General features: G+C 66.6%; 19 protein-coding genes. 15 read left to right on the forward strand and 4 right to left on the reverse strand.

The features are described 5' to 3' along the window. The first annotated feature begins 2 nt into the window (after window positions 1–2). The 3 genes from ACWCOP_RS04590 to cysE are packed head-to-tail and all read left to right on the forward strand — an operon-like array spanning window position 3 to window position 4,553. Window positions 3–3,101 (forward strand): efflux RND transporter permease subunit, encoded by a 3,099-nt coding sequence (locus tag ACWCOP_RS04590; protein WP_478250042.1) that lies wholly within the window; start codon window positions 3–5, stop codon window positions 3,099–3,101. 17 nt (window positions 3,102–3,118) lie between these two features. Further along, window positions 3,119–3,712 (forward strand): NUDIX domain-containing protein, encoded by a 594-nt coding sequence (locus ACWCOP_RS04595; RefSeq protein WP_478250043.1) that lies wholly within the window; start codon window positions 3,119–3,121, stop codon window positions 3,710–3,712. 25 nt (window positions 3,713–3,737) lie between these two features. Beyond that, window positions 3,738–4,553 carry a serine O-acetyltransferase gene (gene cysE, locus ACWCOP_RS04600; protein WP_478250044.1) on the forward strand — a complete coding sequence of 272 codons (816 nt, stop codon included), beginning with the start codon at window positions 3,738–3,740 and terminating at the stop codon, window positions 4,551–4,553. An 18-nt stretch (window positions 4,554–4,571) separates the two neighbouring features. Here the strand turns inward: cysE and ACWCOP_RS04605 are convergent, their stop codons facing one another. Beyond that, on the reverse strand, window positions 4,572–5,084 hold the full coding sequence (locus ACWCOP_RS04605; RefSeq protein ID WP_478250045.1) for a YkvA family protein: 513 nt from the start codon (window positions 5,082–5,084) through the stop codon (window positions 4,572–4,574). A 166-nt stretch (window positions 5,085–5,250) separates the two neighbouring features. Between ACWCOP_RS04605 and ACWCOP_RS04610 the strand changes: the two genes are divergently transcribed. The 10 genes from ACWCOP_RS04610 to ACWCOP_RS04655 all read left to right on the forward strand — a co-directional run bounded on the left by ACWCOP_RS04610 (window position 5,251) and on the right by ACWCOP_RS04655 (window position 14,398). Further along, window positions 5,251–6,696 carry a DegQ family serine endoprotease gene (locus ACWCOP_RS04610; protein ID WP_478250046.1) on the forward strand — a complete coding sequence of 482 codons (1,446 nt, stop codon included), beginning with the start codon at window positions 5,251–5,253 and terminating at the stop codon, window positions 6,694–6,696. A 109-nt stretch (window positions 6,697–6,805) separates the two neighbouring features. Further along, on the forward strand, window positions 6,806–7,981 hold the full coding sequence (gene pseC / locus ACWCOP_RS04615; RefSeq protein WP_478250047.1) for a UDP-4-amino-4,6-dideoxy-N-acetyl-beta-L-altrosamine transaminase: 1,176 nt from the start codon (window positions 6,806–6,808) through the stop codon (window positions 7,979–7,981). Further along, on the forward strand, window positions 7,978–8,874 hold the full coding sequence (locus tag ACWCOP_RS04620; protein WP_478250048.1) for a hypothetical protein: 897 nt from the start codon (window positions 7,978–7,980) through the stop codon (window positions 8,872–8,874). Before pseC ends, ACWCOP_RS04620 begins: the two co-directional genes overlap by 4 nt. After that, window positions 8,871–9,554 carry a class I SAM-dependent methyltransferase gene (locus ACWCOP_RS04625; protein ID WP_478250049.1) on the forward strand — a complete coding sequence of 228 codons (684 nt, stop codon included), beginning with the start codon at window positions 8,871–8,873 and terminating at the stop codon, window positions 9,552–9,554. The genes ACWCOP_RS04620 and ACWCOP_RS04625 overlap by 4 nt, the downstream gene beginning before the upstream one ends. A gap of 121 nt (window positions 9,555–9,675) precedes the next feature. Then, entirely contained in the window at window positions 9,676–10,755 is a 1,080-nt protein-coding gene (gene pseI / locus ACWCOP_RS04630; protein ID WP_478250050.1) for a pseudaminic acid synthase, read from the forward strand. Beyond that, on the forward strand, window positions 10,752–11,441 hold the full coding sequence (locus ACWCOP_RS04635; protein WP_478250051.1) for an acetyltransferase: 690 nt from the start codon (window positions 10,752–10,754) through the stop codon (window positions 11,439–11,441). Before pseI ends, ACWCOP_RS04635 begins: the two co-directional genes overlap by 4 nt. Continuing rightward, the gene (locus tag ACWCOP_RS04640) at window positions 11,441–12,334 is read left to right on the forward strand and encodes a glycoside hydrolase family protein (protein WP_478250052.1); all 894 of its coding nucleotides are present in this window, start codon (window positions 11,441–11,443) and stop codon (window positions 12,332–12,334) included. Before ACWCOP_RS04635 ends, ACWCOP_RS04640 begins: the two co-directional genes overlap by 1 nt. Then, window positions 12,331–13,077 (forward strand): WbqC family protein, encoded by a 747-nt coding sequence (locus ACWCOP_RS04645; protein ID WP_478250053.1) that lies wholly within the window; start codon window positions 12,331–12,333, stop codon window positions 13,075–13,077. The genes ACWCOP_RS04640 and ACWCOP_RS04645 overlap by 4 nt, the downstream gene beginning before the upstream one ends. Next, a complete protein-coding gene (locus ACWCOP_RS04650) occupies window positions 13,074–13,778 on the forward strand; it encodes an acylneuraminate cytidylyltransferase family protein (RefSeq protein ID WP_478250054.1) in 705 nt (234 codons plus the stop codon). The genes ACWCOP_RS04645 and ACWCOP_RS04650 overlap by 4 nt, the downstream gene beginning before the upstream one ends. Then, complete coding sequence (locus ACWCOP_RS04655; protein ID WP_478250055.1) at window positions 13,775–14,398, forward strand: pseudaminic acid biosynthesis-associated methylase; 624 nt, start codon at window positions 13,775–13,777, stop codon at window positions 14,396–14,398. Before ACWCOP_RS04650 ends, ACWCOP_RS04655 begins: the two co-directional genes overlap by 4 nt. Here ACWCOP_RS04655 and ACWCOP_RS04660 read toward each other — a convergent pair. From ACWCOP_RS04660 to pseB, 3 genes are read right to left on the reverse strand one after another with little or no spacing between them, the layout of a single operon-like run. Then, a complete protein-coding gene (locus ACWCOP_RS04660; RefSeq protein WP_478250056.1) occupies window positions 14,395–15,600 on the reverse strand; it encodes a class I SAM-dependent methyltransferase in 1,206 nt (401 codons plus the stop codon). The two genes, ACWCOP_RS04655 and ACWCOP_RS04660, sit on opposite strands and share 4 nt — an antisense overlap. Beyond that, window positions 15,597–16,391, reverse strand: a complete 795-nt coding sequence (locus tag ACWCOP_RS04665; RefSeq protein WP_478250057.1) for a phytanoyl-CoA dioxygenase family protein — start codon at window positions 16,389–16,391, stop codon at window positions 15,597–15,599. The genes ACWCOP_RS04660 and ACWCOP_RS04665 overlap by 4 nt, the downstream gene beginning before the upstream one ends. Further along, the gene (gene pseB / locus ACWCOP_RS04670; protein ID WP_478250058.1) at window positions 16,388–17,452 is read right to left on the reverse strand and encodes a UDP-N-acetylglucosamine 4,6-dehydratase (inverting); all 1,065 of its coding nucleotides are present in this window, start codon (window positions 17,450–17,452) and stop codon (window positions 16,388–16,390) included. Before pseB ends, ACWCOP_RS04665 begins: the two co-directional genes overlap by 4 nt. Window positions 17,453–17,590: 138 nt before the next feature. Between pseB and ACWCOP_RS04675 the strand changes: the two genes are divergently transcribed. Together ACWCOP_RS04675 and ACWCOP_RS04680 are read left to right on the forward strand one after the other, a co-directional pair. Next, window positions 17,591–18,355 carry a glycosyltransferase family protein gene (locus ACWCOP_RS04675; RefSeq protein ID WP_478250059.1) on the forward strand — a complete coding sequence of 255 codons (765 nt, stop codon included), beginning with the start codon at window positions 17,591–17,593 and terminating at the stop codon, window positions 18,353–18,355. A 99-nt stretch (window positions 18,356–18,454) separates the two neighbouring features. Then, on the forward strand, window positions 18,455–21,199 hold the full coding sequence (locus tag ACWCOP_RS04680; RefSeq protein WP_478250060.1) for an NHL repeat-containing protein: 2,745 nt from the start codon (window positions 18,455–18,457) through the stop codon (window positions 21,197–21,199). Window positions 21,200–21,243: the final 44 nt, after the last annotated feature.

Consider the following 21,243-nt stretch of genomic DNA (forward strand, 5'->3'; position numbering starts at 1 on the left):
CCATGGGCTCGCTATCCTCACTGTTTTTCCGCCTTCCTCGCCTGACGGTGCTCACCCTGTTCCTGGTGATGGTGGCGGGACTCGCGGCGCTGGCCGTAGTGGGCCGCCAGGAAGATCCCAGCCTCACCGAGCGGTTCGGCAACATCATCGCACCCTTCCCCGGCGCCGATGCGGCGCGGGTGGAGGCGCTCGTCACCGAGCCTCTGGAAGCTGCGCTTCAAGAGCTGGTGGAGGTCGACGAGATTGGGTCGGTCTCGCGCGCCAATATCGCCGTGCTCGACATCAATATCCGTGAGGACCTTACCGGCGCCGAGGTTGAACAGGCCTGGACGAAAATTCGTGACGCCGTGTCCGGCGCTGCAGCCGGCCTGCCGGATGGCGCCGGGCCGGTGGAGGTGCGCCGTCAGTACACCGGAGCCGCGACGCTGGTGGTCGCCCTCACATGGCGCGACGGCGCGGACGCCGGATTCGGCCCGCTGGGCCGCCTGTCGCGCGATCTCGCCGACCGCCTTCGTGCTGTGTCTGGAACCGACGAAACCCGCGTGTTCGGCGCGCCGGAAGAAGAAGTGCGCGTCACGCTGGACCCTGAGGCCGCCGCATCACTGGGCCTGACGCCGTCGGACATCGCCGCGGTGCTTGTCCGGTCCGACGCCAAGACGCCCGCCGGGCGCCTGACCGGAGGAACGCTGGATCTGACCGTCGAAGTGGACGGCGCCTTCGACAGTCTGGACCGGTTGCGGGCCGCGCCGATTTCAGGCTCGGGCGGTGATTTCGTGCGCCTTGGCGATATCGCCGACATAGAGCGAGGCGAACGTCAGCCGGCCGCCTCGCGTGCGCTCATCAATGGCGAGCGCACCATTCTGGTGGCGGGATATCTTGAACCGGGCCTGCAGGTCTCCGCTTGGGATTCGCGCGCCCAGGAGGCGGTGACCGCCTTCGCCGCCGCCAATCCGGGCGTCGATGTGGAGATCGTCTTCGCCCAGGCTGAATATGTCGTGGACCGGCTTTCAGGACTGGCGGTCAATCTGGGTTTCTCGGCGCTCATCGTGTTTGCGGTGCTGTTCGTGATGATGGGCTGGCGCGCCGCGCTGATCACCGGCTCGGCCCTGCCGCTCACGGTTTTGCTCGTGGTGCTGCTGATCAATCTGTTCGGCGAGCCGTTGCACCAGATGTCGGTGACCGGGCTTGTGGTGGCGCTGGGGCTCTTGATCGATAACGCTATTGTGGTGGTCGACGACTACCGGCTTCTGCGCGCCCGCGGACTGGAGCGCCTGGCCGCAGTGGAAAAAGCGGTCAAGACCCTGTTCGGGCCGCTGCTCGCGTCCACGCTCACCACGATTTTCGCCTTTGCGCCCATCGCTCTGATGCCCGGCTCGGCGGGCGAGTTCATCGGCATGATCGGCACTTCGGTGATCTTTGCGGTGGCCGCCAGCTTCGTGCTTGCTTTCACCGTCATTCTCGCCCTGGCCGCCTGGTTCGATGACGGACGAGCTGGTGAGCCCGACCAGCCCTGGTGGCGCGACGGGCTGCGCTCCAAGCCTCTGGCGGGGATTTATCGCAAGGCGCTGGACGGGATCATCGCACAGCCTCTGCTCGGCCTTGTGGTGGGCCTGATGCTGCCGGTGGCCGGCTTCGCCGCCGCGACGACGCTCTCCAGCCAGTTCTTCCCCCAGACCGAGCGGGACATGTTTCAGCTGCGCCTGATCGCGCCGCCCTCCAGCTCCATCGAGGAGACTGAGCGACGCGTGGTGGAAGCCACGGCGCTTCTTGAACAGCGCGACGAGATCCTCGACGTCGTCTGGGTGCTCGGGGAGAGCGGGCCGCGCGTGTATTACAACATGCTTGGCGGCGTTTCGGGTCAGCCAAATTTCGCGCAGGGCTTCGTGCGCACCGGCTCCACCGACGAGACGCGCCGGATCGTGGCCGACGTACAGGCCGATCTGCGCCACAGCTTTCCCGACTCCCAGCTCCTCGCCCTGCCGTTCGAGCAGGGCCCGCCCGCCGACGCGCCGATCGAGCTGACATTGGTGGGCCCTGATCTGGCGGTTCTGGACACGCTGGCCGACGATATCCGTCTGATCCTGGCGGCGACGCCCGGCGTCACCTATACCGAGGCCGGCCTGGCGCGGGTAGAGCCCATGGTGCGTCTTTATGCTGATGAGGCGGGGGCGAGCCTGGCGGGGCTGCGCCTGACCGATCTGGCGTCAAGCCTGCGCGGCCAGATCGACGGAGTGATCGGCGGCTCGGTTCTGGAGGGCGTGGAGGAATTGCCGGTGCGCGTGATCGCCCCGCAATCACGCCGCGACCGCCCCGATATTCTGGGCGCCGCGCCGATGCCGGCCCGGGCCGGGCAGGCGCCGTCCAGCCTCTCCGCCTTTGGAGAGTTCACCCTGTCGCCTGAAACATCGGTGATCACGCGCACCGACGGTCAGCGCTCCAATGCGGTGTACGGCTTTTTGAGCCCCTATGTGCTGCCGGCGCCGGTGCTGGCTGATTTCTTTGCGCGCATGGACGCCGCCGGCCTGGAGCCGCCGGACGGTTATCGTGTCATCGTTGGCGGCGAGGCGGAGAACCAGGGCGAGGCCATGGCCGATCTGATGTCCACCGCCGGACCGCTTCTGGTGCTCATGGTCGCGGCGGTGGTGCTGGCGTTCAACTCATTCCGCTACGCCGGGGTGATCTTCGTGGTGGGGTTTTTGTCGGTGGGGCTCGCCATGTTCGGGGTCTGGCTGTTCGGCACGCCGCTTGGATTCAACGCCATTGTGGGTGCGCTGGGCCTTGTGGGCCTGTCGATCAACGGCTCCATCGTGGTGCTCTCGGCGCTCAAAGCCAATGACAAGGCGCGCGCCGGAGATCCCGAGGCGATCCGCGAGACGGTGGTGGACGCCACCCGGCACATCGTGGCGACCACGCTGACGACCATCGGCGGCTTCGCGCCGCTTCTGATCGAGGGCGACAGCTTCTGGCTGCCCTTCGCCGCCGCCGTGGCCGGCGGGGTGTCGGGCTCGGCGCTGCTGGCGCTGGTGTTTGCGCCGTCCGCCTTCGTGCTGCTCGCCCGATTTGACCGACCGGCCGTCGCGCGCGAGCCTCAACCGGCCTGAAGCGGGAAGGGCTGAGCATGAAACGACGCGGTCCCTGGAGCATTCACGCCGAACGGCTCGCCTACCAGAATCCGTGGATGAGCGTGCGTGAGTATGATGTGACGCTGCCCGACGGGTCGCCCGGATTTTACGGCGTGATGGAGCCGAAATTTCATGCCGTGGGTATCTGCCCGGTCTTTGAAAACGGCGATACAGTTCTCGTGGGACAGCACCGTTTTGCGCTGGACGCGTTCAGCTGGGAGCTGCCTGAGGGCGGCGGCCCGAAGGGTGAGGATCCGCTTTTGACCGCAAAGCGCGAGCTTGCCGAGGAGACCGGCTACACGGCCGCGCATTTTCGCCATCTCACCAGCCTGGACATGTCCAATTCAGTCACCGACGAACGCGCCGACGGCTATCTCGCCTGGGGGCTCACCGAAGGGCCGCCCGACCGGGAGGGCGGCGAAGCGGACATGAAAATGAAACGCCTTCCGTTGCAGAGTGCGCTGGCGATGGCCATGTCTGGCGAGATCCGCGATGCGTTTTCGGTAGTCATGCTGGCGACGGCGGATCATCTCGCCCGCACCGGCGCCCTTGATAAAGATCTCGCCCGAGCCGTCCTGACGCGCTCCTGAAGGCGCGAAGTTTTTCGGAGACCGCATGTCGCTTCTCAAACCCTCCCACCGAGAAGATCAGGGCCTGCAGGACCGGGTCTGGTCACGCCTGCGCTTCGAGGCGGCGTCCGCGGCCGCCGGCGAGCCGGTGCTCGCGAGCTTCCTCAACGCGGCGATCCTGCGCCATGACAGCTTTGCTGAAGCGCTCGCCCACCGCATTGCGGAGAAAATGGCCGACGCCCAGCTCGATCTTCTGCAGATGCACGATATCGCGAGGGAAGCGCTGAACGCCGACCCGAAGATCGCCACCTGCGCCGCCGCCGACATGATGGCGGTGGACGAGCGCGATCCGGCGAGCCGGTCGCTGCTGCAGCCTTTCCTGTATTTCAAGGGCTTCCACGCGCTTCTCTGCTACCGCATCGCCCACTGGCTGATGGGTGAGGAGCGCGAGACGCTCGCCTTTCACCTGCAGAGCCGTATGAGCGAGCGCTTCGGCGTCGACATCAATCCGTCGGCCCTTTTAGGGTGCGGCATCATGATCGATCACGCCACGTCGGTGACGATCGGCGAAACCGCCGTGGTGGGCGATGACGTCTCGATCCTCCATGAGGTGACGCTGGGCGGCACCGGCGCCGACGAGGCCGACCGCCATCCCAAAATCGGGCGCGGCGTGCTGATAGGTGCAGGCGCGAAAGTGCTGGGCAACATCACGGTGGGCGACGAGGCGCGCATCGCCGCCGGCTCGGTGGTGCTGCAGCCGGTACCGGCGCGCTGCACCGTGGCCGGCGTTCCGGCAAAGCCCGTGGGCGGATCGTGCGCCGAGCCGGCCCGCAGCATGGATCAGATCCTGCCTGAGGGGTGAGGGAGGGATCGAGGCGGCCTAAACCCCCACGCCCAGCACGTCGCGGGCCTTTTCCCGGTGATCTTCAGTGATCGATCCGCCCACCTGGGCGATGATGGTGGCGAGCACCGTGCCGTCGTCTGCAAACCCCATAACGCCCAGGAAGTCGGGGATGATGTCGAACGTCCACAGAAAATAAATCAGGCCGAACACCAGGGCGGCGCGCGCATAAAGCGGCGTCGCCGGATCGCGCATGGCGTAATAGGCCGCGAGCAGATCCTCCAGAAACGGGATCTGGCGCGCGACGCGTTTCAGCTTGTCCCAGAAATTCGCCTCGACCTTGGCCTGGTCCCTCGCGACCTCGGCTTCGGTTTTCTGCGCGGCCTCTGCGATTTTTTCCTGGGCCACATCTTCGGCGCGGTCCAGCGCCTTTGCGCGTCCGTCCTTGTAGAGCACCGCGTATTCCTCGCTGGCGCGCTCTTCGATGCGCAAAAGTTCGCGCCGTGCTTTGGCCGGCTTGAACAGCCGCAATGGTTTGTCGCGTCCGAACATGCACTCTTCCCCTCGCCAAACGCCCCTTCTTCGATCATAGCGCCCCGCTGTGACGGCGTCATCACACGCGCCAGGTGAAAGAAGCTTAAGGCTTCAGGGGCTGTTCACACGGGCTGGGCTTTCTTAAATGGGCGAAGCGTTTGTTTATTTCCCGCGAGGCGTCCTCATGATCCGATCTGTCATTCTCGCCGCCGCCGCCGGCCTGTCGCTCATGACGCCGGCCTGCGCCCAGGAGCGCCCCGAGCCGGCCAGCCCGTCCGAGCCCGCTCCGCAAGCGGCCGGGCCAGCCGGGCGCGAAACCCCGCAAAGCCAGACCCAGGTTCAGCTCTCCTTCGCGCCGGTGGTGCGCCAGGCCGCTCCGGCGGTGGTCAATGTCTATTCGCGCCGGGTGATCAATCAGCGCTCGCCGTTCGCCGGCGATCCGTTCTTCGAGCGGTTTTTCGGGCCTCAGGTGCGCCAGCGCGAGGTCAATTCGCTGGGCTCGGGCGTCATCGTGGACGCCTCCGGCGTCATCGTGACGAATAATCACGTGGTGGAGGGGGCGCAGGATTTGCGGGTCGTGCTCTCCGACCGGCGCGAGTACGAGGCCGAGCTTCTGCTCGCCGACGAGCGCACCGATCTTGCGATCCTGAAGATCAACGCCGGCGAGGATCTGCCGGTCCTGCCCTATGACGAAGCGGGCGACGCGCAGGTCGGCGACCTGGTGCTGGCCATCGGCAATCCGTTCGGCGTGGGCCAGACGGTGACGTCCGGCATCGTCTCGGCGCTGGCGCGCACCGATGTGGGCATAACCGACTACGCGTTCTTCATTCAGACCGACGCCGCGGTGAACCCGGGAAATTCCGGCGGCGCGCTGGTGGATATGAACGGCGAGCTGATCGGCGTGAACACCGCGATCTTCTCGCGCTCCGGCGGCTCCAACGGGATCGGGTTTGCAGTGCCGGTTGAGATGGTGCGCACCGTGGTGGACGCGGCGCTTGCCGACGGCGCCATCGTGCGGCCCTGGCTCGGCGCGCGGCTGCAGCCGGTGACGGCGGATCTCGCCGGCTCCATCGGGCTTGATCGCCCGCGCGGCGCCATCGTCTCCGAACTCTGGGCGGGCGGCGCCGCCGAAGAGGCGGGCCTTGAGCGCGGCGACGTACTGGTCGCGGTGGACGGGGTCGAGGTCAATAACGAGGCCGGCGTGCGCTTCCGCTTCGCCACACGTCGCATCGGGCAAAGCGCGCAGGTCAGCCTTCTGCGCGATGGTGAGCCCATGGAGCTTACGGTTGAAGCACGACCGGCGCCGGGCGACGCTGAGGGACGCCGCCTGACCGTGAACGGCCGCAATCCGCTTGCCGGCGCCGAGCTGGTGCAGCTTTCGCCCGCGTTCAATGACGAGAACGGCATTGATCCCTTCAAACGCGGCGTGGTGGTCATCGACGTCGCCCGGCGCAGCGCAGCCGACTATTTCGGCTTTCAGGCCGGCGATCTGCTGGTTTCGCTAGACGAGGAACCCATCGCTACGATCGATGACGCCGAACGCGTGCTGGAAGACGCCGACGGCGCATCACGCTGGCCAGTGGAGATCGAGCGGCGCGGCGATCGTTTCAGCCGGGTGCTGAGCCTTTAGCCTGGCGCGGTGCGCCCGCGAGCGATGCTGCACCAGAGGGACAGCGGGCGAATCCTCCCGTTAACAGACTCACCCCATGCTGGCCTCTCAATCCAGTGGGACGCCGTTCATGAGCGAGTCTTTCCTGCCCTATGGGCGCCAGTCCATCGACGAAAGTGATCTGGCCGCCGTCGCGCGTGTTCTGCAGAGCGACTATCTCACCACCGGCCCGGAAATCCCCGCCTTCGAGACCGACTTCGCCGCCGCTGTGAACGCGCCCCATGGCGTGGCGTGCAACAGCGCGACCGCGGCGCTGCATCTGGCGCTGGAGGGGCTGGGCGTGGGGCCGGGCGATGTCTGCATCGTGCCGACGATCACGTTTCTCGCCACCGCCAACGCCGCGCGCTATTGCGGCGCGGACGTGGTGTTCGCCGATGTGGATCCGGAGACCGGCCTTCTCACCCTTGAGACCCTCGCCGAGGCGCTCGCGCGGGCCGGGGGACGCGCCAAAGCGGTGCTCCCGGTACATCTGGGCGGCGCCATGTGCGACATGGCGGCGATCGCGCCGGCGGCGCGCGAGGCTGGGCTGAAAATCGTTGAAGACAGCTGCCACGCCATCGGCTCGGTGGATGCGTCCGGTGATCCCGCTGGCGCGTGCACGCGCTCGGATGCGGCGACGTTTTCCTTCCATCCGGTCAAGACCCTGGCCAGCGGAGAGGGGGGCATGGTCACCACGCGCGACAGCGCGCTCGCCGCACTGATGGCGCGCCGGCGATCCCACGGCGTGGAGCGCGATTCCACGCGCTTTGAACATGCCGACATGGCCAAAGCGCCCTGGTGGTATGAACAGAGCGAACTTGGCTGGAATTACCGCATGCCGGACATCCTCGCCGCTCTGGCGAGGTCCCAGCTCGCCCGCCTTCCGCAATTCGCGGCCAGGCGCCGGGCGCTGTGCGCCGCCTATGAGACCGCTCTTACAGAGTTTGCGCCCCTTGTGTGGACGCCGGCCTTTCAAAGAGGCGTCGATCCCTGCCGGCATCTGATGAATGTGCGCGTCGATTTCGCCGCCGCCAGATGCACGCGCGAGGGTGTGATGGCGCGCCTGAAAGAGCGCGGCGTAGGCAGTCAGGTGCATTATATTCCGGTCCACACCCAGCCCTATTACCGCGCGCTGTATGGCGATGCGGATCTGCCGGGCGCGCGGACCTATTATGACAAGACGCTCTCCTTGCCGCTTTATCCCGACATGAGCGAGTCCGATGTGGGCCGCGTCGCCGATGCGCTGGCGTTCGCCCTGAAGCTATGAGCGCGCCTTTGGTGGAGATCGCTGTGGATGGCGGGGCGGGGCTTGGCTTCGGTCATCTCTCGCGCTCGCAAACCCTTGCGGCGGCTTTGCGCGAGTTCGGCGCCATCGTGCGGTTTGACCCGCGTTCCGACGCGGCGCGTGACGCGCTGGCCGGTGAGCTGGAGGCGGCGGATGCGGCGCGCGCACCGGCCTCCAGCGGGGCCGATATTCTTGTCCTTGATCTGCCCTATGCCGACGACGCCGCCATCCGCGGCGCTACGGCAGCCGGGCGGCGCGTCGCCGTGCTTGACCATGGGGGCGAGGCGCAGGCTGATCTGGCGATCCGCACCGATCCGAGGCCCATCCCCATGGCGGCGGCGCGCTGCGAATACGGCCTCGCCTACGCCCTGATCCGCCGCGAAATCCTTGAGCAGGCGCCGCATGATGGGGGTTACGTCCTGATCTGCGTCGGGGGCTCTGATGTGGGCGATCTGGGCGTCGAAGCGGCTGTGAAGCTTGCGGCGGCGGGAGAACGCGTGATTCTGGTGCGCGGACCCTTGGCGAGCCGGCTCGCCGATGCGCCCGCCGGCGTCGATGTGCGCGTCAGCCCGCCGGACCTGCCCGTGCTCATGGCCGGATGCAGCTTTGCGGTGACCAATGCCGGCACCACCGCGCTGGAGTGCATGGCGCTGGGTAAAGCCGTCCATGTGCTGCCCCAGACCGAGGCCGAGCGCGCCACCGGCGAACATTTCATGTCCGAGGGCCTGATCCTGGGCCTTGGACTGGAGACGCTTGAACGCCCGGGTCTGCAGGCCGTGGCGCGCACCGGCGCGGCAGGGCGCGCCCGCGTCGACGGGCGGGGGGCCGCGCGGATGGCCAGCCTGATCCTCGGCCTTCTGGAGCTGACCCCATGAGTGACAAGATCGACGCCTGGACCACCAGCGTGGTGGCCGGCGCCCGGCCGGCGAAAGCGCGCAGCTTTCCCGCCGAGCTCATGCTCCACGTGCTGTTAAGCGAGCGCTATACCGGCTGGCCGGTGATCGTGGGAGCGGGCGCGCGCGTGCTCGACGTGGGGGTGCTGCACGGCGCCAATCTGGCGCCGTTCGCGGACCGGGGCTGTGATTGTTTCGGGGTGGAGATCAACGCCGAGATGGTCGCCCTGGCGCGCACCGCCTGCGCCGAGCAGTCCATCGCCGCCGAGATCCGAACCGGAACCAACACGGCGCTGCCGTTCGAGGACGGCTTTTTTGATCTGCTTTTGTCGGTCAACGTACTCCACTATCAGGACGACACTGGCGGACTGAAGGCCGGGCTCGCCGAATACGCCCGCGTCCTGAAGCCGGGCGGGCGCGCCTTCATCGTCACCGGCGGCCCGCAGCATTTCATCCGCGAGAGCGCCCAGCGCCTCGGCCCCAATCAGTACAGGCTCGGCTTTGACGATTTTCGCAAAGGCCAGGTCATGGCCTACCCCGACGACGAAGCGGACCTGAAATCCCTTTGCTCGGGCGTATTTCGCCGGGTCTTGACCGGGCGCAGCACCGAGCATCACCCGGCTGCGTCGCTGGACTTCTTCTACGCCCTGGCGGAGCGATGACTGGGCTATGACGCGGGCGGTGACGGGGCGATCATAGAGCGCCGGCCCGCGCAGGCGTTTAACGATTCTCCTGCGAATCGCGCGATAAGCTAAGCTGACAAGGCAAATTGGCGGACCTTCCATGGACGCGAGCGGCGCGCCTCACCCAAAGCATCTCACCATCAACGGCCGGCGCATCGGACCGGGCGAGCCGCCCTATGTGATCGCCGAGGTGTCCGGCAATCACAACAAGGATCTGGGCAAGGCGCTGGCCATGATCGACGCGGCCAAGGCCGCCGGCGCCGATGCGGTGAAGTTCCAGACCTACACCGCCGACAGCCTGACCCTGCCCAGCGACAAGCCGGATTTCCAGATCACCACCGGGACCTGGGCGGGCTGGAATCTGCACAAGCTCTACCAGGAAGCCGCCACCCCCTATGACTGGTTTCCCAGCCTGTTCGAACGCGGACGCGAGATCGGGATCACCGTCTTCTCCTCGCCCTTCGATGACGATGCGGTTGACCGGCTGGAAGCCTGGGGCGCGCCGGCCTACAAAATCGCCAGCAACGAGTTGACCGACTGGCCGCTGGTGAAGAAGGCCGCCGCCACCGGCAAGCCGCTTATCCTCTCCACCGGCACCGCCACGCTGGAGGAGATCGAGGCGACGGTGGCGTTTCTGGCCGGGATCGGCGCGCCGGATTTTGCGCTTCTGCATTGCGTCAGCGCCTATCCCGCGCCGCTGAGCGCGGCGAACCTTTCCACCATCCCGGCGATTGCAGAGCGGTTCGGCGTCGTGGCGGGTTTCTCCGACCATACGCTGGGCGTGACCGCGCCGATCACGGCGGCGGCGCTGGGCGCGGCGATCATTGAAAAGCACTTCATCCTGGACCGCTCCGACGGCGGGCCGGATTCCAGCTTCGCCATCGAGCCGGACGAGCTGGCGATTTTGTGCAGATCCGTGCGTGAAGCCCATGAATGCCTCGGCCGGCCCGAGTTTGGAATGAAAGAGGCCGAGACCAAATCGCCGATCTACAAGCGCTGCTTTCATTCTACCCGCGCCATCAAGGCCGGCGAGGTTCTGGGGCCTGACAATCTGCGCGCCATTCGTGCGCGCCAGGGCCTGCCGGCGCGCCGGTTCGAGGCGATCTTCGGCAAGCGCGCCGCAGTGGACATCGACGAGCATGAAGCGCTCACCGAGGCCATGATCGGAGGCGAGGCGTGAGCAGGCCCCTGGTCATTTTCGGCTCCGGTGAGATCGCAAGCCTGGCCAAATATTACTTTGAAAACGATGCTGGCCGAACGGTCGCGGCGTTCACCGTCGATGATGAATACGCCGGCGAAGAGCGCTTTGAGGGTAAGCCGCTGCTCGGCTGGTCGCAGACCCTGAAGGATTTTGCGCCCAGCGAGGCGGATGTCCACGTGGCGCTGTCCTATCAAAAGCTCAACCGGTTGCGGCAGGCGAAATACGAACAGGTGAAGGCGGCCGGCTACACGATGGCGAGCTATATCTGTTCGAAGGCCAGCGTCTGGCCGGATCTGGTTCACGGCGATAACTGCTTCATCCTGGAAGACCAGGTGATCCAGCCCACCTGCCGCATCGGCAATAATGTGATGCTCTGGTCGGGCAATCATATCGGCCATGGCTCGGTGATCGGCGACCACACCTATTTCGCCAGCCATGTGGTGGTGTCCGGCCATTGCACGATCGGCCAGCGCTGCTTCTTTGGCGTCAACGCCACGCTGCGCGATTTTTTGACCATCGGTGATGACTGCTTCATCGCCATGGGCGCCAGCATCGTCAAGGATATGGGCGATGGCGGCGTGGCGCTGGGCGCGCCCTCCACCCTGCTGGACGGCGACGACGCCAAGGCGATGAAAATCCGCAATCGCTATTTCGGGCTGGACTGATGGGCTGGGACAAGCTCGGCCTCGTGATCAAGCCGGACGCCTCGCTATGGTGGAGCCGCACCCACGCCATGTTGCCGACGCCTGAACATGTGGAGGGCTCGCTCTGGCGGATCTGGCAAGCGGGCCGGAACGACCAGAACCAGTCCCATGTGGGGTGGGCGCTCATCGATCTGGACGAGCCCGATCGCATCATCGAGCGCTCAACCGAGCCGCTGCTGGCGCCGGGACCGCTGGGCGCGTTTGACGATAACGGCGTGCTCCCAAGCTGCCTCGTCAAGCATGGCGGCGAAACGCTGCTCTATTACATCGGCTTCAAACCCGGCGGCACGACGCGCATGGACCTTTATGGCGGGCTGGCGTCACGACAGGGCGATGCGGGGCCGTTCACCCGGCTGAACCGCGCGCCGATTCTGGAGCGTTGTCACGTCAATCCATATATCAACACCGCGCCGTGGGTGGTTCGCGACGGCGACTCGTGGCGCATGTATTACGTGGCTGGGACAGGATGGGTGAACCCTGACCTGCCGCGCTACAACATCCAGATCGCAATCTCGAAAGACGGGCGCAACTGGGACCGGGACGGGCGCGTCGCCATCGATTTCGCACCCGGTGAAAACGCCCTGGCGCGGCCCTTCGTCTACCACGACGGCGCGCGCTGGCTGATGTGGTTCGCATCCAAAGGAAATGCGTACCGGGCGCAGATCGCCTACTCCAAAGACGGCCTCACCTGGACGCGTGATCCCGAGGGGCCGGGCCTGGAGCCGACGCCAGGCGGGCCGGACTCAGACATGCTGGAATACTTCATCGTGCTGCCCCACAAGGGCAGGCGGGTCGTGTTCTACAACGGTAATGATTACGGGCGCGCCGGCGTGTGCGCGGCGGTGGAGCGGTGAGCGCGAACGCGTCTCCCGCATCGGTCGCCCGCGTCGAGACGCTGGCGATCATGCAGCCGACCTTTCTGCCGTGGGCCGGGTATTTCGCGCTCATGGACCGGGTGGACCGCTTCGTGCTGCTGGACGACGTGCAGTTCGACAAGCGTTCCTGGCAGCAGCGAAACCGCATCAAGACAGCCGGCGGCCCGCTCTGGCTCACCGCGCCCGTGCTCACCAAGGGATTGCGTGATCAGACCATCGCCCAGGCCCGGCTCAATCCTGACTCCGATTTTGCGGCGACCGCCCTGAAGACGATTGATCACGCCTACAAGAAAGCGCCCCACTACGCGCCCGTGATGGAGCGCATCGCGCCGGCCTTCGAGCAAGCGGATAAGGGCCTGTGCGCGCTCAATATCGCCCTGATCGAGGCGCTAGCCGGGCTGATGGGGCTGAACGCGGATCTGGTGACCAGCTCTGCCACCCCGGTCACCTCAGTAAAGGCTCAGCGTTTGGCCGATCTGTGCAGCGCGCACGGGGCGGCGCGCTATCTCTCCCCGCCGGGCTCGAAGGACTATCTGGAGGATGATCCGGCGCTGGCTGAGGCGGGGGTGGAATTATTTTACTTCACGTATGAACATCCGGTCTGGCCGCAGCTTCATGGTGAGTTCGAGCCCTATATGAGCACGCTCGATCTGGTGATGAACGCGCTGCCGGAGAGCCTTGAGATCCTGCGCTCGGGCGTCGGCGAGGATCTGAAAGCGTGAGCGTGCTCTGCGTGATCCCGGCGCGAGGCGGATCAAAACGCATCCTGCGCAAGAATGTCCGCGATTTCGCAGGCGAGCCCATGCTCGTTCATGCGCTGACCGCCGCGCTTCAAAGCGAAGCCTTCGACACGGTTCATGTCTCCACCGAGGATGACGAGATCGCGGCGGTGGCCGCCAAGTACGGCGCGCCGCCGGACTTCGCCCGCCCCGCGTCGCTGGGTGATGATCACACGCCGATCCGGGACGTGGTGAAGGCGGTGCTGGCTGAATACGCTGCGCGCGGGCGGATGTTCGATACGGTGGCGCTGGTCTACGCCACGGCGGTGCTGATCGAGGCGGACGATCTTCGTGTCGCCCTCAAAGCCTTCGCCGCCGCGCCCCAAAACCCGCTTCTGTCGGTGGTGGACGCCGGCACGCCGGAGCGGCTCATGGTGGAGGAGGGCGGTATCTTGCATCCCGTCTCGTCCGATCGGTTCGCAAACCGCAGCCAGGATCTGTCCAGCGCCTACCGCGACGCTGGAGCCTTTGCGATCTTTTCCGCCGAGACCCTGCGGGCCGACACTGACGGAACGCAGGCGCTGGCGTTCCGGCCGTTTTTACTACCGCGCTGGAAAGGCGTGGATATCGACACCGAGGAAGACTGGCGCTTCGCCGAGATCATCAAGGCCGGCCTCGCCGCCGTTTCAGGAGAGTTTTCATGAGCTATCGCACCGAGCAGGAGGCCTTCTGGGCCGGTGAATTCGGCGACGCCTACCGCGAGCGTTGCGCGCTCTCTGACGATCTTGTCGCCGCGCGCACCGCCTGCATGGCGCGCATGCTCAAAGCGGCCGCGCCGGTGGAAAGCGCGTTCGAAATCGGCTGCAATATCGGGCTGAACCTGGTGGCCATGAAACGGGTTTCGCCAGCCACCAGGCTCAGCGCCATCGAGATCAATGAGACCTCCGCTGAAGCCGCGAGGAAGCTCGGCGTAGCCGAGGTGGAGACCGCTTCAGCGCTCGGTTATGAGAGCGACAAGACCTATGATCTGTCGATGATCTGCGGCGTGCTGATCCACATGAATCCTGAGGTTTTGCCAGAGATCTACGAGCTCTTACACCGCACCAGCCGCCGGCACATCCTGTTGTTCGAGTATTACAACCCGACCCCGGTGGAGGTGACCTATCGCGGCCACAGCGCCCGCCTGTTCAAGCGCGATTTCGCCGGCGAGATGCTGGACCGCTACGCTGATCTGAAGCTGGTCGATTACGGCTTTTTCTATCATCGCGACCCGATCGCGAAGTCGGACGACGGCACGTTCTTTCTGATGGAGAAAGCTAGCTAAAGCCGCTCACCCTTCACCGCATCGATGACAGCGCGCGCCGGAAGGGGGCGCGCCCTGATCTCCGCGGCGATCTGGGCGTTCCAGTTGGGCGAGCAGACCAGAAACACTGCGCCGTCCACGCCGGCGACAGCGTCCGGATGGGCGACCGGTTCGGTGAGCCCCGGGAACGCCCCGCCCACCTTGCTCGGTGATTTGTCGAGCACCTGCACCCTTGCAAAGTGCTGCGCCAGCATCGGCGCCGCGCGCTCGGCGTATTCGTTCGCGCCCCACAAAAACACCGCAGCGGCGTCCTCCCCGGCGCTCTCCAGCGCCAGGTTCGCCGCGCGGCGCGCCGCGTCTGCGCGGGCCTCACGGGCGTCGCGGGCGGTGTCATAGGCCGCGCGGGCGCGCGCCAGCAATGCGGCGCCTTCGGCCCTGTCCGGCGGGGGGGAAGAGGTCGGCGTCTGCGCCTCGGCTGCGCCGCCCTTGCGCGCCACAAGGCTCTGGCCGTAGGCGACGGTTCCGGCGCCGGTCTCGATCGGCTCAAGACCGCTCAGACGCGCAAGCCGGGTCAGGCTTTCCGGCGTGAAATGCAGTAAATGCTCCACATTGAGGGAGTCTTCAGGGTGCGTCTCGTAATTGGGGGCTTCCAGGATCACCACGCCGCCCGGTTTCACCAGGCGCACCAACTCGGCCAGCCAGGCGCGTGGATCGGTGACGTGCTCGACCACGTAATAGGCCGCCACCGCGTCGGCTTCTCCCGGCGCCGGTGCGCCGCTTCCGTCGGCCACATAGCCTTTCGCCACGCCAGCGGCCTCGTCAGCCTCCACCGGGTCAAAGCCGAAAGCGTCGAACCCGGCTTCGCACAAAAGCTTTGTGAAGGCGCCGTCATTGGCGCCGATCTCGATCACCCGCCCGCCTGCGGGCACGTGGCGCACCACCATGGCGGTGCGCGCCTGCGCGTCGAAATGCAGCTCGCCGCCCCGATGGCCGATATGGGCGTCGCGGTAATAGGCCATCAAGAACGCCTCGTCGGGGCGTTCGGCGGCGCAGACAAAGCCGCAGGACGGGCAGGCGGCGTCCTTGAACGCCATATGGAAATTACTTGTCCGGCCGCGCACCAGATGGCTGCGCTCGCCAAGGATCTCCAGCCGGGGTTCGCCGCAGAGATCGCAGTTGGTCGCCCGCCAATGGGCGGTTTTCAGGGCGCGTTCGGCTCTCATGACGCGGCCCCGGTTTCCAGCGCCGCCTTCTGACGCTCGAGCACCCAGCGCGAGAGCGACGGCGTGAAGGTGGAGGTCATGGCCGCCGCCGTCTCGAGATCATTGTATCTAAGCTGGACCGAGACGCGGATGCGCGTCGACCGGTTCGCTCCGCTGCGATGGATCAGGCGCTGATCGAACATCACCGCCTCATCCGGCCCGGGCGCCGTTGCGACAAAGGCGCTGTCCGGCGGCGGCGTGGCGCATTCAAACCACTCATGGCCGGCCTCATAGGGTCGGAACGCTGCGACGCCGTTCTGGTGCGATCCCGGGATCACCTCCACCGGCCCCATATCCGGGTCCACCGGACCGAGGCCGGTCCAGATCACGACGGCGCGGTCGGACAGCATGGAATACCACCAGTCCTGATGGGCGGGGGTCGAGAACTTTGTGTCACGGGGCCGATCAAGCCGGATCAGCGGATTGGTGCCGGCGCACGGGCGCGCCAGACCGGCGGCGCGCGCCGCTTCCTTGAAAGCGCGCGCATTGATCAGGGCGATCACCTCGGGAAGGGTGGGGAAGACCTCATAGCAGGCGCGCGTGGCGGCCCGGTCGGTCTCGGCGGCGTGCATGTGGGCGAGCAGATCGCCAAGCGTCTCGCCGCGCGCCTCTCCCAGCACCCGCCGCGAGATAAAGGCGGCCATGTCGGTCAGGGCTGCGGTCGCCTCGGCCTTCGCCGCCGCGATCTTCGGCCCGCCAATGACCGCAAAGCCCTCGCTGGCGAAACGGCCGGTGTCCAGCCCGGCCCTCATGCCGTCAGCCGGGCTTCCAGCAGCGATTGCAGGGCGCGCGCGTCCAGGCGCTCGGGGTTTGTGTTGGAGGCGTAGGCGAAGCCGTCGAGCGCCGGCTTCGCGCCGGACGCCAGCCACGCCTCGCGCACCTTGGTCTCAAAGGACGGCAGGATCACGTAGCGGTCGTCCAGCTCCACGGTGGAGCGGGCGTCGTCCTCGGGCACCATAACCTCGTGGAGCTTTTCTCCGGGACGGATGCCGACGATCTTATGGGGCAGGTGAGGGGCGATGGTCCTGGCCAGATCCACCGTCGACATGGACGGGATTTTCGGGACGAAGATCTCGCCGCCCTTGGCCATTTCCAGCGCCGAAAGGACGAAGTTCACCCCCTGGCTCAGCGTGATCCAGAAGCGGGTCATGCGCGCATCGGTGATGGGCAGGTGGTCGGCGCCGTCGTCTACGAGTTTTCTGAAGAACGGCACGACTGAGCCGCGCGAGCCGACGACATTGCCATAGCGCACCACCGAGAACACCGGCCCGTCCGCCCCGCCCATGGCTTGAGCGGCGGTGAAGATCTTGTCAGACGCCAGCTTCGACGCGCCATAGAGATTGAGCGGGCTGGCCGCCTTGTCGGTGGACAGGGCACAGACATGGCGAACTCCGCGCTTGATCGCGGCGGTGACCACGTTCTGCGCGCCCATGACGTTGGTCTTGATGCATTCAAACGGATTGTATTCGGCGATCGGCACATGCTTCAGCGCGGCGGCGTGGACCACCACGTCCACCCCGCGCATGGCCATGTCGAGGCGGTCCTCGTCGCGCACGTCGCCGATGAAATATCGCAGGCACGGATGCTCGGCCGGGCTGAAACGCTGGGCCATCTCGTACTGCTTCAGCTCGTCGCGAGAGAAGATGATGAGCTTGCGCGGCTTGTATTCCTTGAGCACCGTCTCCACGAAGAGCGTGCCGAAACTGCCAGTTCCGCCAGTGATCAGCACCGTCTTTCCGTCCAGATTGATGCGCGGCTCGGAGAAGTCGCGGTTAAGAAACATCCGGTCGAGATCGTGCGCCGTGCTGGTCATGGAGAGCCCCGCTGCCGGGCCGCCCGTACGGCGGCCGATTCGTTTACCGTTAACCTTTCTACGCGCCGGGTTAACGGGCCGTTAGGCGCGGGGGCGCCATGGTGTGCACCAAGTGCGATGAGGCAGGAGAGACCGCCCGTGGCCACCGCTGTCGTGATCACCGCTGCTTCAGGCGCCGCCGGCGCGGCCGGCGTTGCGCTGGGTCTTCTTTCCAATCGCTACGCCATCGAGATCGCGATCGAGCGCGCCCGTGCGACGCCGGGCGCCGAGCTTGTGGCCGTCGTCATTCCCCATGGCGAGGCGGAAGAATCGCTGGCCGAAGCTGCGCAGGACGCCGGGGCCTTCGTCACCCGCGCCAGGCTCGAGGCTCCGCTCTGGGGTGTGGCCAAGGCCGCGCGCGAGGCGGGCGCCGACCGTGTGCTTCACGTGCCCGGCGTTCAGCCGTTTTTTGATCCTGTCATCGCCGGCGGCGTGCTGGCGCTTTTATCCGAAGCCGCAGCCGACATCGCCACCAACGCCGCGCCGGCCCTGTTTCCCGACGGGCTTGATTGTGAGGCGGTGAACGCCGCCATGCTCGCGGCGATCACCGTGGATGCAACCTGCGCCCGGTTTCTGGACGCGTTCGACGGCGCCAGGCTCGCCAATCTGCGCGGACCGGGCGGCGGCATGGAGCACCTGCGCTGGCGGCTCGAGGACGAGGCCGATTTCGCCTTCGCCCGCGCCGTTCACGCCGCGCTGGGCCCCGCCGCATGCAGCGCGGGCGCAGCCGAGATCGCGGGGCTGTGCCTTCGCCGTCCCGACATCACCGCGCTGAACACCGATCTGGTGGATCAGGGCCGGCTCAGCGCCAGCGATCGCGGCGCGGCACAGACCCGGCCGGTGAGCTTTCTGCGCGCGGCGTAACGGCTCATTCAGCTTAAATCCTAACGGTTTCTTAGCGGGTCCTGGCGCAGTATCACTGGTGGCGCAGTGTGTGCGCCGGTCTGGAGGATTGAGGACGCCATGGTGTTCTCGGCGAGTTTGCTCGGCGCGTATTACAACGCGCAAGCCGCCCAGAGCCTGGCTCTGAGCAGTCCTCGCACCCCTGCGCCCCAGACCCAGAACGGTCAGACCACATCGCGCGACTCAGGCGTCCTGGCGCCGTGGGACCCGCGCGGCGAGATCGTGGCGTTGGATACGCTGCGGCGCTCGGTCCTCGCCGACGGAAATTTCTTCGATCAGAGTTTTGGCCGCTTCGCCGACCAGGAGGTGAGCGAGGACGAGAAGAAGCTCTTCGCCCTTCACCAGGGCCTGCGCCGCCTGCAATCGCTCGCCTCGGCGGCTGGTGAAAAGACCGCCAGCGAAACCGATCGCGCATTCTGGCAACGGCGCTTCGGCGAGGGCCTTGATCAGATGAGCGCCTATTTCGACGGCCTCGGACTTGAGGGCGTCTCGGTCCTGAGGGGCGAAGACCTGTCCAAGGCCGAAAGCACGCTGGCGATCTCGCGCGGTCGCTCGGAATACTTCGGCGGGATGGTCCACAGCGGAGCCTTCGACGCGCCCGTGGACGCGCTCGCCCCAGCCATGGATTTCACCATCACCGTGCGCAAGAACGGCGTTGATACGCCGGTGAACATCTCTCTGGGCGCCGACGCCGACCGAACGCTCGATGATTTCGTCACGGCAGTGAACACCGAGCTTGAAACGGCCGGCATGCTGACGCGCCTGTCACGCGTGCGGCTTGGTGAGCCGGACGAGAATGGCATCGTTCCGGGAAACAACTGGGGCTTCAAGATCGAGGGCATCCTCACCGAAAAAATCAGCTTCAGCGAGGCCGCCGGTGCGCCGGCGGTTTACACCGCCGGGATCAGCGGAACCGGCGATACGGCGGCCGGACAACTGTCCAAATTCGTCAATCTGGCGAGCGGCGGCGCGCTTGATTTCGCAAAGCGGATCGAGGCTGATCCCACGGTGACTGAATCCACTGGTGAAGACGGCGAAACCTCCACCAGCCAGACCACCAACCCCATGGAGATCCTGGCCACCACGCGCGGTCCCGGCGGCGAGATCTATGTGGTCGGCCAGGCGACCAGCAGCGTTGACGGCCAGCAGATCAAGGGTGAGGGCGACCTTGTCCTCATGCGCTACGACACCACCGGCAAGAGGGTCTGGACCCGCACCCTGGGCGCCGCCGGCGAAGCCTCCGGCGCATCGATCGCGGTGGACTCCAGCGGCAATGTCGTGGTCGCAGGCTCGGTCAAGGGCGCCCTGGGTGAGACGACACAGCTTGGCGGCCTGGATTCGCTGGTGGTGAAATTCTCCGGTGACGGTGTGGAGCAATGGGCGCGCCGCTTTGGCGGGAGCGCCGACGACAAGGCGAACACGGTCAGCCTGGGCGCAGACGGCACGGTCTATATCGGCGGCGAAACCAGATCACCCTTTGGCGGGGTCTCCAACGGCGGCGGGTCGGACGCCTATGTCCGCGCCCTCGGCGCGGACGGCGCCACGCTCTACACGCGCGGTGTCGAGACCGGCGCCGGGGCCGAACGCATCAAGGCGAGCGCGCTTGCTTCCGACGGGGGCCTGATCGTCGCCGCGGAAGTGGACGGGCGCGCGGTTCTGACCAAGTACGCCGCCGGCGATGATGGAACCGGCGCCGCGGCCTGGAGGCTCGATCTGGGCGATCTGGACGGCGGGCGAATCGGCGGGATCGCGGTTGGCGATGACGGTGCGATTTATTTGTCCGGCGCGGCCGGCGCCAATTTCCAGACCGGCAGTCAGGTCAACGCCAATCAGGGCGGGCGCGACGCCATGCTGGTGCGCATCAGCGAAGGCGGCGGCACGGCGAGCGTCGATTACACCAGCTTTCTGGGCTCGGCCGAGGATGATTCGGCCAGCTCCGTCACCGTTTTCGGCACCGGCGTCTATATAGCCGGCAAGACCTCCGGCGCGGTTCCCGGCGCCACGCAAGTGGGCGCGCGCAACGCCTTCGCCGCCGGGTTCGACGCCGCCACGGGCGCCGTGCAGTGGACCCAGCAGGTGTCAGGCCGGGGCGGACTTTCAGAGGCCTCCGGCATCATGGTGGATCCCGCCGGCGACGGCGTGCTGGACCGTCTGGGCCTGCCGTCCGGTTCGGTCGCCTACGCCGACAGCCGGGTGATCACCGCGCGCTCCAGCGTGCGCGAGGGCGATCACTTCTATGTCTCGGTGGATGGCGGGCGCAAACGCAAGATCACCATCGACTCCGACGAGACCATGCGGTCCCTGACCTTCAAGCTGAACGCGGCGCTGGTGCTGGACGCCACCGCCGACGTGCGCCGGTCCGCCAAGGGCGACATGCTGCGCATCACCCCCAAGGAAGGCGTCACCGTCACGCTGTCGGCCGGCAAGGAGGGCCAGGACGCGCTCTCCGGTCTCGGCCTGCCCGAAGGGGGATTGCGCGGCAAGGCGTCGCTCCTGCGCCGCAATGAAGACACCACGTCCGACGCCCCCAAAGTCTTCGCGCTGGAGATTCCCAAAGTCCTCTCCATCGCCGACCGGGACGGGGCGCTGGCGGCCATGGAGGCGCTGTCCAACGCCGTCTCCAAGGTCCAGCGCGCCCACAGGGAATTGACCACCGATCCCGCGCTGAAAGATCTTTTGGCGGGCCCGAAGGCCGGCAAGCGCGGTGGAACCGTGCCGGCCTATCTGCAGGCCCAGCTGGCGAACTATTCCGCTGGCTTGGAGCGCCTCAACGGCGGCGGCGGTTCGACGCTCGGACTGTTCTAAGGCGTATCGGGCCGGCGGCGGTCTCCGAGGCTGGCTTCGTGTGA

The sequence above is a fragment of the Apolloniradiicaulis salifontis genome, from assembly GCF_053756655.1.

Coding starts and splice junctions, on each gene's coding strand:
- ACWCOP_RS04590 (WP_478250042.1), top strand. CDS start 3: ATGGGCTCGCTATCCTCACTGTTTTTCCGCCTTCCTCGCCTGACGGTG.
- ACWCOP_RS04595 (WP_478250043.1), top strand. CDS start 3,119: ATGAAACGACGCGGTCCCTGGAGCATTCACGCCGAACGGCTCGCCTAC.
- cysE (WP_478250044.1), top strand. CDS start 3,738: ATGTCGCTTCTCAAACCCTCCCACCGAGAAGATCAGGGCCTGCAGGAC.
- ACWCOP_RS04605 (WP_478250045.1), bottom strand. CDS start 5,084: ATGTTCGGACGCGACAAACCATTGCGGCTGTTCAAGCCGGCCAAAGCA.
- ACWCOP_RS04610 (WP_478250046.1), top strand. CDS start 5,251: ATGATCCGATCTGTCATTCTCGCCGCCGCCGCCGGCCTGTCGCTCATG.
- pseC (WP_478250047.1), top strand. CDS start 6,806: ATGAGCGAGTCTTTCCTGCCCTATGGGCGCCAGTCCATCGACGAAAGT.
- ACWCOP_RS04620 (WP_478250048.1), top strand. CDS start 7,978: ATGAGCGCGCCTTTGGTGGAGATCGCTGTGGATGGCGGGGCGGGGCTT.
- ACWCOP_RS04625 (WP_478250049.1), top strand. CDS start 8,871: ATGAGTGACAAGATCGACGCCTGGACCACCAGCGTGGTGGCCGGCGCC.
- pseI (WP_478250050.1), top strand. CDS start 9,676: ATGGACGCGAGCGGCGCGCCTCACCCAAAGCATCTCACCATCAACGGC.
- ACWCOP_RS04640 (WP_478250052.1), top strand. CDS start 11,441: ATGGGCTGGGACAAGCTCGGCCTCGTGATCAAGCCGGACGCCTCGCTA.
- ACWCOP_RS04655 (WP_478250055.1), top strand. CDS start 13,775: ATGAGCTATCGCACCGAGCAGGAGGCCTTCTGGGCCGGTGAATTCGGC.
- ACWCOP_RS04660 (WP_478250056.1), bottom strand. CDS start 15,600: ATGAGAGCCGAACGCGCCCTGAAAACCGCCCATTGGCGGGCGACCAAC.
- ACWCOP_RS04665 (WP_478250057.1), bottom strand. CDS start 16,391: ATGAGGGCCGGGCTGGACACCGGCCGTTTCGCCAGCGAGGGCTTTGCG.
- pseB (WP_478250058.1), bottom strand. CDS start 17,452: ATGACCAGCACGGCGCACGATCTCGACCGGATGTTTCTTAACCGCGAC.
- ACWCOP_RS04680 (WP_478250060.1), top strand. CDS start 18,455: ATGGTGTTCTCGGCGAGTTTGCTCGGCGCGTATTACAACGCGCAAGCC.